This is a genomic window from Acinetobacter larvae (assembly GCF_001704115.1).
Classification (GTDB): domain Bacteria; phylum Pseudomonadota; class Gammaproteobacteria; order Pseudomonadales; family Moraxellaceae; genus Acinetobacter; species Acinetobacter larvae.
Genome location: NZ_CP016895.1, coordinates 3,194,550 through 3,206,698, shown reverse-complemented (window position 1 = coordinate 3,206,698; position 12,149 = coordinate 3,194,550). Strand labels below are relative to the sequence as shown.

Sequence of the window (12,149 nt, the reverse complement as noted above, 5' to 3'; positions counted from 1 at the left end):
AAAGAGGGAAGCAGAGTTGCTTTTTTAATCTTTAAAATTACTAGTTACTTATGAAATATTGACTCAATTTGGCTTGATGCAGTGCAACAGAGCGGGCATATTTTTGTCCTTGTTGTTGCATATACGGGCTTTTTTTATAGCCGGTTGGACCAACATTATAATAGGCGAGCGCTTTAGGCCAGCTGTTGGTCAGTTTGTTATAATGCGCCAAAATGAAACTACCACATTGAATATTGTGATTTTCATCATACAGATCGCCACGACATTGTTCTTTCCAATAGCGCGGAATCACTTGGGTCAAACCAACCGCACCAGCACCAGAAACAACATGACTTCGATAACTCGATTCTTGGTGAATTAATGCTGCCATCAGGTCTGGAGATATGCCATTTGCATCTGCATGGTGAATAATCATGGGAGATAATCTGTTCGCGGTACTTTCAGAAACAGCATAAGCACGTTGAATGCCTAAAGAAAGTTGTTGTGCTCGCGGAGAAAGACTCGCTGTTTTGGGCGTACTGGCACAACCGACTAAATAACAACAACACGTTGTTGCGAGGATGGCTTTCCATCGTGAGGCGAAGATCGATAAGGGAGATGATGTTAAATGATAAGATGAGGCTGTAAAGCTGGAGAAAAGCATAAAGCGCAACAAATCCCAAAACTTAAAGTGTTGACTATACTAGGGTTCAGAGCATTGCGCGTCAATGCTTGTTGCTGGAGTATTTGAGAAATACGACCGATGGTAAAATGATCTATTTCCTAAAACTGTCATTTAAATTCGTTTAAATAGTCTGTTCTACTGATTGAGTGCGTATTTAAATGATCTATAAATCTAATATAAAAATAATATCTGCAGCATTTGCTTTGAGTTTATGTACTTTTTCAATTTCAGCAACAGCAACAGCAACAGCAACAGCAACAGCAATTGCAGCTAAAAATACAGCAACACTAATTGGTTTTGCACAGCTTGATGTTGAAACGTATGCTGAAGGACCGCAGTCTGGGACGGCGGTCAAAGGCGCTTATGGTATTGCAGCACCCTTTAAAGCCCAGCCGGTACAAGGTTTTTCTTCTGCTTTTAAAAATGCTGATGGGACATACATGGTTCTTGCCGATAATGGTTTTGGTCGACAAGATAATTCTGCCGATTTCTTATTGCGTATTTATCAGTTAAAGGTGGACTTCAAAACACCGAAACAGCAACAGGCAAAGGTTGATGTACAAGGTTTTATTGCCTTAAAGGATCCACATAAACGCATACCCTTTAAGATTATCCATGAAAACACACCTGAGCGTTTATTGACTGGTGCAGATTTCGATCCTGAATCGATGCAACGTACAGCAGATGGGCATTATTGGATCGGTGAGGAGTTTGGTCCTTATATTTTACATTTCGATGCCAATGGTGTTTTACTTGATGCGCCTTTTGCCTTAATCGATCCAGAAAATAAAGCGCAAGAATTACGCTCGCCACAAAATCAGTTTAATCAACAACAAATTAATTATTTTCCGCCTCGCGTACAGCAAAGTGGTGGTTTTGAAGGGATGGCATTATCACCCGACCAGCGTTATTTATATCCAATTTTAGAAAAACCGCTACAAGGTGAAGCAAACAGACGTTTATTAATTTCACAATTTGATCTGCAGCGTAAAGCTTATACTGGCAAGTATTATTATTTTCAGTTGGATGATCAAGCAAGCAATATTGGTGAGTTTCAACTTTATAATGATCGAGAGGGGCTGATGATTGAACGAGATGCAAGCCAAAATACATTAAATGCTTATAAAAAGATTATTGCGGTTAGGCTCAATGAACCTGGGCAACTACTGACACGGGAAACGTGGGTAGATTTAATGCACATCGCCAATCCAGATTTACTCTATGGCACAGCTAGAAGTCATGATATTGGTACAACAGAGCTATTTGCATTCCCCTTTGAAACAATTGAGAGCGTAATCATAGAAGATCCAAATATCTTGACGATCTTTAATGATAATAATTTTCCAGGCTCTGCAGGCCGTAATGTCAATCAAGCGGATAATAATGAAATCATTCAAATCCGTTTGGATCGTCCCTTAAATTTAAAATAAATTGCAGACGTTATATTTGGTTTTGGTAAATTTGGTTTTGCTCTAGAGAACAAGTTGCGTGCAGACGCTGAATAGGGTCCTATGCACGCAGCTTTGATTTAATGCATCATAGAGATTTTTTCTAAGAAGTATTTGGTGCGTTGGTGACGGTTTTCTGGATGCTCAAAGAATTCTTGCGTGCTACAGTCTTCGATAATTTTCCCCTGATCCATAAAAATCACACGGTTAGATACCTTACGCGCAAAGCCCATTTCATGGGTAACACACATCATGGTCATACCCTCTTGTGCTAATTGTGTCATGACCTCCAACACTTCTCCGACCATTTCAGGGTCTAAAGCCGAGGTCGGTTCATCAAAGAGCATACAAATGGGATCCATACACAGCCCACGCGCAATAGCAACCCGTTGTTGTTGGCCACCAGACAGTTGCCCGGGAAATTTATTTTTATGTTCACTTAAACCGACACGATCCAGATATTGAATTGCCTTTTGCATTGCTTGATCTTTGCTGCGATTGAGTACTTTACGCTGTGCAATACAAAGATTATCCAATACAGTCATATGCGGAAATAATTCAAAATGCTGGAAGACCATCCCTACTTTGGCGCGAAATTTGGCTAAATCGGTTTTGGGGTCATTGAGCGATGTACCGTCAACAATGATATTGCCTTGTTGAGTGGGTTCAAGGGCATTAACCGTTTTAATTAAAGTAGATTTACCTGAACCCGATGGACCACACACCACAACAACTTCACCAGCATTGATTTGGGTTGTGCAGTCAGTCAAGACTTGAAAATCACCATACCATTTGGAAATGTTTTGTATATCGATCATTGGCATATTGATTTCCCTCATTAACGAATAATCGCTATTTTTTGATTTAGTTTTTTTACGAGCTGCGATAATAAAAACGAAATACAGAAATAAATAATCGCAACACTTAAATAAAATGTAGCTTTGGACTCTGAGCCATAAGTATTGGCTAGGGTATTGGCATTGCCTAAGAAGTCTGGTGCGCTAATCACATAGACCAAGGAGACATCTTGAAAGAGGACAATAGATTGGGTCAGTAATACGGGCAGCATATTACGAAAGGCTTGCGGTAAAACGACATGAGCCATCGTTTGTTGATAATTTAAACCCAATGCATAACCCGCATGAACTTGCCCTCGACTTACCGATTGAATGCCTGAACGGACAATTTCCGAAAAGAAGGCTGCTTCAAAAATAGCAAAGGTTACAATGCTGGAAAACATCGGACCATAATAGGTGTCATATTGGAAATCAAAGAATTTGGGTAATAAAAAATAAAAGATAAAAATAATTTGGATTAAGGGAACTCCCCGAAAGAAATCGACATAGAACTTGGCAAAACTACTAGCGGCACGATTATTGGAGAGGCGCATCATGGCTAAGGGGGTACCCAATAAAATACCGCCAATGATCGATAAAATCGTCACTGTAAGGGTAAATTTAAAGCCACTGAGCAATGCAGAGATCACATCGGGATGCTGTAAAACGCTAAAGTCCATTATGATTTACCTCCCGAGCCTAAACCGGGAACCGCCATACGTTTTTCAAACCAAGACATCATCAATTTAATGCTATAGGTAATGACTAGATAGACTGGGGTCGATAAAATCAAAATAATAATATCTTGTGATGTCTCTTCACGCATGGTTTTGGTATAGGCAAAAAAGTTTAAGACACTGAGCGCATAGAGCACAGCTGAGTTTTTAAAAACGTTCATGGCCTCAGAGGTGAGTGTTGGCCAAACGATCCGATAGGCGACAGGTAAAATCACATAGCGATAACTTTGCGCTAAGCTAAAACCAACCGCATAGGCGGCATATTTTTGTCCTTGTGAAACCGTTAAAATACCAGCGCGGACTTGTTCTGCAATGCGTGCCGCAGTATATAAACCTAAGGCAAAGACTCCGATGACGGCTGGGTTATCATTTAAAATATTTTGCCACCAGCCCCCAGCCACCATTTCACCACTTCCGGTACTTAAACTGAGTGGTAATAGTGCAGGAAAAACAAAGGCCCAGAAGAATAATTGCACCAAAAGGGGGATATTCCGAAAGAGTTCTACATAGCAAGTCGCCAGTGTGGCGATCAGTTTATTGGGCAAGGTGCGTAAAATGCCGATGCAGGACCCCACGATAAAAGCCACGATAAAAGCGGCAATGGAGGTCCAGAGCATGGTCCACACGCCATTGCCCAGCAGTTGTAACCAGGTTGGCGCTTCTGCCACTGCACTATAGCTTGCACCACCCATATGCTGGCAAATTGATTCAGCCCATTGGGCTTTATCGAGCCCATATTCATTTGATGCAAGACAATAGGCAGTCCAATTTAATGAACCTACAGACATAGGAACACTCCTTACAAATCATGAAAGATCACGCCTTAGCGGATCAAATAAGATCCCCTAAGGTCGAGCGATTTCTCTTATGGAAAAGGTTGGCTGTATGGCCTAGTTCTAGTTAATGCCTTTGTCGTTCGGGCTCGCTTTTAGTTTCTGGTAAGAACTGCTCATAGAGAGTTTTAAGTTGATATTTTTGGGGGCAATGGGGGAGAGGAACCATTTTTTGTAGAGGCTATCCATTTGACCATTTTTCCACATGCCGGTGACGACACGGTCGGCAATGGCTTTGTAGGCAGGATCATCTTTAGGTAGCATAATGCCATAAGGCTCAGAGGAAAGGACGGGACCAACAATTTTGTATTGCGCTGGCGCAGATGATTTGGCAATCAAACCCGCTAAGATATTATCATCCATCACAAACGCAGCAGCACGCCCGGATGCAACCATGGCAAAGGAGTCAGCATGATCTTTACCATAGACATTCTTGACGTTAACTTTTAGTTTTTGTGCATTGAGTTTGATGTATTTATCTGAGGTTGTGCCTTGTGTGGTCACAACGGCTTTACCATTGAGGTCGGCAATCGATTGAATATTACTATTGGCTTTGACTGCCATCCGAACTTCTGTCGCATAGTAACTGGTGGAAAAACTGACTTGTTGTTGTCGTTGGATAGAGTTAGTGGTAGTGCCGCACTCCATATCGATATTGCCAGCGAGCATTTCAGGAATACGCGTTGAAGAGGTCACCGCTTTATATTCCACTTTAAGGTTGGGCATTTTTAAATCTGTTTTCAGTGCATTGGCAAAGTGATTACAGATATCAACGGCATAACCGACCGGTTTACCCGCCACCACATAGGAAATAGGATCGGATGATTCACGATAGCCGATGACAACTTTTCCTGTTTTACGGATTTTAGCCAGTGTATCGGCTGCCAATACTTGGGTATAACCACCACAAGCAATACAACTGCCTAAAATGGTCATCAGGATTTTATTTGAAACATTTTTCATGGTTTAACACTCCATTTGCGATATCACATCACTGTGTTTTGCTGTTGTTGTCTTGCGCCGATCCAAGCGCCTTATGCTGTGTTGTTATTGAGGTTTAATGTAGCTAGTTGTATTGAGGTTGTCACTATAATTTAAATTCAACCGCGTTATTTATCGCCATGTTCATGCCGTCTTTGTCTGTCATTCACGGGTAAAATAAAAAAAATTCTGAGTAACAACAAGCATTTCATTTCGTCAACATAGGTGAAATATTATTCTGATGTCAAGTGTTTAAATAAAGATCAAGAAAATATCTTGTAGCGTGCTTTGTTCTACAATTGTTCGACAAGAATGCTTTTATGTTTGGATACTGGCATTCAGATATAGGATGTTGATGAGAGCTATGCTATAAAAATAATTCAGGCATGCTTTTTGCTTAAGCTAGTCATGCGAAGGGGGAAGACAATGAAGTTATCGTTAGGTTTGAAAGTTGCAAATTCACTATCTTTGACACCACAATTACAACAAGCTATACGTTTGCTGCAACTTTCCAGCCTAGAACTAGAGCAAGAAGTACAAGAACAATTGGAACTAAATCCATTATTAGAAAAAATAGAAGAACAACAGCAGGTTCCATTGGATGCAGTACCGCAGACAACGCTGGAAGCGGAAACCCAGATTGTATCGGAACAACTCAATGCCGATCATCTACCCAACGATTTACCTGTCGATACCCAATGGGATGATATTTATACCCATCAAAGCACTGCGCTAGAACGTCCTGAATATGAAGAACGTGAGGATAATCATTCGGTTACTGGTTCTTTAAAACAACATATGCTACAACAATTGCAACTGTTAAATCTGTCGAGTATCGAGAAAATAATTGCCTATTGCTTGGTGGATGCCTTAGATGAACGCGGCTATTTAGAAGCCAGTCTTGATGAGGTTCTTGTTTCAGCACAACAGCTCTTGTTGCAATATGACCCAGAGGCTGAGCAGATAGAACTTGATGAGATAAAAGTTGTATTGAAGCATTTACAGCGTTTGGAGCCTGTCGGGGTGGGGGCGACTCATTTAACAGAATGTTTAAAAATACAATTAGATATGCTACCGATACCAACACCTTATCGGGACGAGGCGCTACGTCTTTTGGGTTTTGAGCATTTGTTTATTGCCAATGATTTAAACAAACTTTTAAAACAAAGTGGTTTAAATGCTGAACAATTAAAGTCCGCTATACGTTTGCTCAAGACCTTGGCGCCTTATCCGGGGCGCCAGTTTAACGCACAACAAGATGAATATCAGATTCCTGATGTGGTGGTGACACAGAAGCAGGGACGTTGGCAGGTACAATTAAATCCTGACATCGTGCCTAAATTACGGGTCAATCCTTATTATGCCAATATGATTCGTCGAGCGGATCAAAGCAGTGATAATCAATACTTACGTCAGCATATGCTAGAAGCTAAAAACTTTATTAAGGGCATTGATGAACGGCATAAAACATTATTGAAGGTTGCCAGTTGTATTGTTGCACATCAACGGCGTTTTTTAGAGCTGGGTCCAGAAGGCATGATTCCATTGGTCTTGCGTGATATTGCTGAAGAAGTCTCTTTGCATGAGTCTACAGTGTCACGTGTCACGACCAATAAGTATTTACTGACACCACGAGGATTATTTGAGCTGAAATACTTTTTTTCCAGTCATGTTGCGACCAGCAGTGGTGGTGAAATTTCTTCAACAGCAATTCGGGCGAAAATTAAAAAGCTGATTGCTGAAGAAAACCCACGTAAGCCATTGTCTGATAATGCGATTGCAAATTTATTACAGCAAGATGGTATTGATGTCGCCAGAAGAACCATCGCGAAATATCGCGAATCGTTACATATTCCTGCATCTTCTGACCGAAAAGTATTGATCTAGATTTGCCAGTCGGACTATGCTAATTGAGCATTATGACCTCATAATGACAAATTAAATTTTCAGATATTTGTTGGGAAAGATCGCTTGTACCCGATCATTTGAATAGGATTGTTTGAGCGAGATTTTAAATACAGATACTGAGATGCGTTGCTAGATATTAGGGAGTGGTTCGAATGTCAACTTGAGTTATTGCAATCATTCAATGTGGTTTATCTGCTCTGTTGCCGTTCGCCGCTACTGTTGAAGACATCCTAAAACAGGAGAGGGATAAATTATGCAAATAATAATTCGTGGTCATCACTTATCCATTACCCCCGCAATAGAACACTCCATTCGTAGTAAGTTGCAGCAAATGACGCAGCATCTGGATCAAATCAATAGCATGCAAATTAAGCTGAGCAAAGATCATCAAATTGATAAACGATCTAAAAAAGGCAGTGCCAATCATATTGCTGAAGCGATTATTCGCCTGCCGGGCATTGAATTATTTGCACAAGCATCTGCTGACGATATGTATAGTTCGATCAAGCAGATGTTAGAAAAGATCAAACGTCAGTTGCAGCGTCATCGTGCAATGCAAAATCATTATCCTAGTTTAGCGATTGAATAGCTTTTATCTCTAATAAAAAAAAGAGGTTAGCTTTGACCTCTTTTTTTGTACCATCCCCTTTTTTTGTAGATATATGTGTTATGGCAGATGAATTGTTGTCATGACTTTAGTAAGATAAGCAGTTTTTATACCGTCGGTGTTTTAAGAGGTCTTTGCAATGAATAGTGAACAGCTCACTGAAATTTTAAAAGCAGCTTTTCCTGAGGCTGAAATCGCGGTAAGTGGGCAAGCAGGCAAATTTGATCTTCGCATCGTCGATGATCGTTTTGAAACGCAAAGATCTGTAGCGCGCCAACAGGCTGTCTATGCGCCTATTAATGCTTATATTGCCAGTGGTGAAGTACATGCCGTCACCATTCGTGCAATGACCAAAGAAGAATGGCGTAAAGCAAGTATGTTTGGAGCTTAAACACTTATGGATAAATTTTTAATCACTGGCGGTGTCACACTGCAAGGTGAAGTGCGGATTTCTGGTGCTAAAAATGCCGCTTTACCGCTATTGGCCGCAATGATTCTGGCTGAAACACCGATGACACTGCGTAATGTTCCAAATTTGATGGACGTTAACACCTTGGTCAAATTGATTGCTGGGCTTGGGGTGAAGATCAATTATCAAGGGGATACAGTGACCGCAGATGCCTCTAGCATCGACAATCAATTTGCCCCTTATGAATTGGTTAAGACCATGCGGGCATCGATTTTAGTACTGGGTCCATTATTGGCACGTTATGGTCATGCGCAAGTTTCTTTACCTGGAGGCTGTGCCATTGGTTCACGCCCAGTCGATCAGCACTTAAAAGCGTTGGAGGCTTTGGGTGCACAGATCGAAGTCGAAGCGGGCTATGTTCATGCCAAAGTTGATGGTCGTTTAAAAGGCGGCGAAGTGATTTTTGACATGGTCACTGTCGGGGGCACCGAAAATATATTGATGGCTGCCGTCCTCGCCGACGGGGTAACCACCATTCGGAATGCTGCAAGAGAACCTGAAATTACCGACCTTGTACATATGCTGATCAAGATGGGCGCCAAGATTGATGGCATCGATACCGATACCTTGGTGGTGACTGGGGTAGAGCATTTAAATGGCTGTGAATATGCCGTGGTTGCTGATCGTATTGAAACAGGCTCTTATCTGGCTGCTGCTGCCATGACTGGCGGTTGTGTCAAAACTACCCATACCGATCCAAACTTATTAGAAGCTGTGCTCGAAAAATTCGAAGAAATGGGGGCAGAAGTGACCCGTGGGGATGATTGGATCGAATTGGATATGCAAGGCAAGCGCCCCAAGGCAGTCAGTTTTAGAACACTGCCACATCCTGATTTTCCGACAGACATGCAAGCACAGTTGATGGCGGTGAATGCCATTGGTCGTGGTTTTGCGACGGTATCGGAAACGATTTTTGAAAATCGTTTTATGCATGTACCTGAGTTGTCACGTATGGGTGCCAATATTCAGGTTGAAGGCAATGATGCCGTGGTAACTGGTGTTGAAAAACTATCGGCTGCACCCGTGATGGCAACAGACTTACGTGCATCTTTTTCATTGGTATTGGCTGCTTTAGCGGCTGAAGGTGAAACGCTCATTGACCGCATCTACCATATAGACCGTGGTTATGAGCAAATTGAAGAAAAGTTACAAGGTTTAGGCGCAAAAATTAAGCGAGTAAGTTCATGAATGACATAACAAACGATGATCCAAATTTTGATGTAATGGGTAATTTTGATCATGGTTTAACATTGGCATTAAGCAAGGGGCGTATTTTAAAAGAAACGTTACCTTTGCTTGAAACCGCAGGGATTAACCTATTGGAAGATCCTGAAAAATCACGTAAATTGATTTTTCCCACCACACATAAGCAGGTGCGAATTTTGATTTTACGTGCTTCGGATGTGCCGACTTATGTCGAAAATGGCGCTGCTGATCTTGGCGTTGCGGGTAAAGATGTGCTGATGGAGCATGGCGCACACCATGTCTATGAACCGTTAGACTTAAAAATTGCCAACTGTAAGCTGATGACTGCTGCCAAAGTGGGTATGCAACGTCCCAAAGGTCGTCTCAAAATCGCCACCAAATATGTCAATTTAACCCGCCAATACTATGCCAGTTTAGGTGAGCAAGTCGATGTGATCAAACTCTATGGTTCGATGGAGTTGGCACCTTTGGTTGGCCTTGGTGATTATATTGTCGATGTCGTTGATACCGGTAATACCTTGCGTGCCAATGGTTTGGAGCCTTTGGAAGAAATTTGCAAAGTGTCTTCACGTTTAATTGTCAATAAAGCCAGTTTTAAACGTAAACAAGCTTTGTTGAACCCAATCTTGGCACAGCTTGAAGCCGCCGTGAATGCACGTCAGGCAGATTAATCAAACCTTATAGAATTGAGCAGTTTGTCTATTGAATATCGAAGCTGCACGTTATAAGGCATTTGCTGTAAGGTACATGGTCTATAAAGCTAAACCGTCGATTTTTCGGCGGTTTCTTTTTGTCTGCGTGGGAAGTGATGAATGATATTGTTGATTTTAGCGCGATATCTTCATCACAAGATCGCAGAAACAAGGTACACTAAAGCTTTCCGATGAATCATGTCTTGATTCATTTCATTTATTTTGACGGAGTGAGTAAATTGATGCGCCGTTTATCGACTGAAGATCAGAACTTCCAACAAACATTTGCAGATTTGTTGGCTTTTGAAACCGTAAATGACCCTGAGTTATTGGTGACCGTAGATCAGATTATTGCTGATGTACGTCGTCATGGCGATGCTCATGTCCTTAAGCTTACGCAACAGTTCGATCGACATCCAGCGCATCAATTCAGCGATTTAGAACTCTCGCAAGCCAGCTTAAAACAAGCCTTTGAACAGTTAGATCCTGAGGTTAAAAATGCTTTGCAGCTTGCCGCCGAGCGTATTCGTGCCTTTCATACAGCGCAAAAGCAAGAGGGCTGGCAATACGTCGATGCGCTCGGAAATACCTTGGGGCAAAAAGTAACACCGCTTGATCGCGTGGGGATTTATGTTCCTGGTGGTTTGGCGTCTTATCCTTCATCGGTATTAATGAACGCAATTCCAGCGCAAGTTGCTGGGGTAACAGAAATTATTATGGTGGTACCCGCCCCGAATGGCGTGCTCAACCCCTTGGTATTGGCTGCAGCGCACTTGGCCGGTGTACACCGCGTCTTTACCATTGGTGGGGCGCAAGCTGTTGCTGCCTTGGCATATGGTACTGAGACCATTCCATCGGTCGATAAAATTACCGGTCCGGGGAATCGCTTTGTTGCTGCTGCGAAACGTGCGGTATTTGGTCAGGTTGGTATCGATATGATTGCCGGTCCTTCGGAGATTTTAGTTTATGCTGAAGGTGCCAATAATGCCGAATGGTTAGCGATGGATGTTTTGTCTCAAGCTGAACATGACACCGTGGCACAGGCAATTTTTATTAGCCCCGATGCAGCATTACTCGATGCCGTTGCCGAAGCCATAGAAGCACATTTACAAGCTCTGCCCAAAGCAGATATTGCACGCGAGTCTATTGCCAACCGTGGGGCTTTGGTGTTGGTGAAAAACCGTCAAGAAGCAGTGGATCTGATTAACCAAGTGGCGCCAGAGCATTTGGAATTATGTTTAGATGAAGCAGTAGCGATGTCTGAACAGATTCGTCATGCCGGTGCGATTTTTATGGGACGTTATACGCCTGAAGCAATTGGTGATTATTGTGCTGGTCCGAACCATGTGTTGCCGACGTCCGGCACGGCACGTTTTTCTTCACCGCTAGGGGTTTATGACTTTCAAAAGCGTTCCAGCTTGATTATGTGTTCTGAACAAGGGGTAAAAACCCTCGCAAAAACAGCGGATATATTGGCACAGCAAGAAAATCTTGATGCCCATGCACGTTCAGCACGTTATCGCCATCAGGCCTAAATACGCTGTTTAGGTCGTGGTCTGAAATGCAGACAACGACCTATGATTTCATGATGTGTCTTTCTAAGACTATTCAGTAAAAGTATTTTCTAAGACATTCTGCCGATTAAGGCAATGAGGTCTAAAGATGGTCTGAACCCCCTTAGGCGCATATCCCTTAAAATCATCTAATGTGAAGCATTTTGCATGAGCAAACAGACGTGGCGCATGATCCAGATGTTGGCTTGCAGGAT

Annotated in this window: 11 protein-coding genes and 1 pseudogene; 7 read left to right on the top strand and 5 right to left on the bottom strand. The window is 42.2% G+C overall.

The window, feature by feature from the left end; genetic code table 11:
• Positions 1-40 precede the first annotated feature (40 nt).
• Positions 41-643, bottom strand: a complete 603-nt coding sequence (locus BFG52_RS14160) for a lytic transglycosylase domain-containing protein (RefSeq protein ID WP_081408713.1) — start codon at positions 641-643, stop codon at positions 41-43.
• A gap of 305 nt (positions 644-948) precedes the next feature.
• Here BFG52_RS14160 and BFG52_RS14155 point away from each other — a divergent pair.
• Positions 949-2,094: pseudogene (locus BFG52_RS14155) on the top strand (esterase-like activity of phytase family protein); the annotation flags it as partial.
• A 98-nt stretch (positions 2,095-2,192) separates the two neighbouring features.
• Here BFG52_RS14155 and BFG52_RS14150 read toward each other — a convergent pair.
• From BFG52_RS14150 to BFG52_RS14135, 4 genes are all read right to left on the bottom strand, one after another.
• On the bottom strand, positions 2,193-2,936 hold the full coding sequence (locus BFG52_RS14150; RefSeq protein ID WP_067557628.1) for an amino acid ABC transporter ATP-binding protein: 744 nt from the start codon (positions 2,934-2,936) through the stop codon (positions 2,193-2,195).
• Positions 2,937-2,950: 14 nt separating this feature from the next.
• Positions 2,951-3,628: an amino acid ABC transporter permease gene (locus tag BFG52_RS14145; RefSeq protein ID WP_067557625.1), complete on the bottom strand. Its 678-nt coding sequence runs from the start codon at positions 3,626-3,628 to the stop codon at positions 2,951-2,953.
• A complete protein-coding gene (locus BFG52_RS14140) occupies positions 3,628-4,473 on the bottom strand; it encodes an amino acid ABC transporter permease (protein ID WP_067557622.1) in 846 nt (281 codons plus the stop codon). The genes BFG52_RS14145 and BFG52_RS14140 overlap by 1 nt, the downstream gene beginning before the upstream one ends.
• 108 nt (positions 4,474-4,581) lie before the next feature.
• Positions 4,582-5,454 carry an amino acid ABC transporter substrate-binding protein gene (locus BFG52_RS14135; protein ID WP_407639258.1) on the bottom strand — a complete coding sequence of 291 codons (873 nt, stop codon included), beginning with the start codon at positions 5,452-5,454 and terminating at the stop codon, positions 4,582-4,584.
• 471 nt (positions 5,455-5,925) lie between these two features.
• On the opposite strand from BFG52_RS14135, the gene BFG52_RS14130 reads away from it, so the two are divergent.
• The 6 genes from BFG52_RS14130 (at position 5,926) to hisD (ending at position 11,916) form a co-directional block, all read left to right on the top strand.
• Complete coding sequence (locus BFG52_RS14130) at positions 5,926-7,386, top strand: RNA polymerase factor sigma-54 (RefSeq protein ID WP_067557616.1); 1,461 nt, start codon at positions 5,926-5,928, stop codon at positions 7,384-7,386.
• A gap of 274 nt (positions 7,387-7,660) precedes the next feature.
• Entirely contained in the window at positions 7,661-7,996 is a 336-nt protein-coding gene (gene hpf / locus BFG52_RS14125) for a ribosome hibernation-promoting factor, HPF/YfiA family (protein ID WP_067557613.1), read from the top strand.
• A 157-nt stretch (positions 7,997-8,153) separates the two neighbouring features.
• Positions 8,154-8,405: a BolA family iron metabolism protein IbaG gene (gene ibaG / locus BFG52_RS14120; RefSeq protein WP_067557610.1), complete on the top strand. Its 252-nt coding sequence runs from the start codon at positions 8,154-8,156 to the stop codon at positions 8,403-8,405.
• Between the two features lie 6 nt (positions 8,406-8,411).
• Complete coding sequence (gene murA, locus BFG52_RS14115; RefSeq protein ID WP_067557608.1) at positions 8,412-9,671, top strand: UDP-N-acetylglucosamine 1-carboxyvinyltransferase; 1,260 nt, start codon at positions 8,412-8,414, stop codon at positions 9,669-9,671.
• Entirely contained in the window at positions 9,668-10,360 is a 693-nt protein-coding gene (gene hisG / locus BFG52_RS14110; RefSeq protein ID WP_067557605.1) for an ATP phosphoribosyltransferase, read from the top strand. The genes murA and hisG overlap by 4 nt, the downstream gene beginning before the upstream one ends.
• A 251-nt stretch (positions 10,361-10,611) precedes the next feature.
• On the top strand, positions 10,612-11,916 hold the full coding sequence (gene hisD / locus BFG52_RS14105) for a histidinol dehydrogenase (RefSeq protein WP_169817585.1): 1,305 nt from the start codon (positions 10,612-10,614) through the stop codon (positions 11,914-11,916).
• The last annotated feature ends 233 nt before the right edge of the window (positions 11,917-12,149 follow it).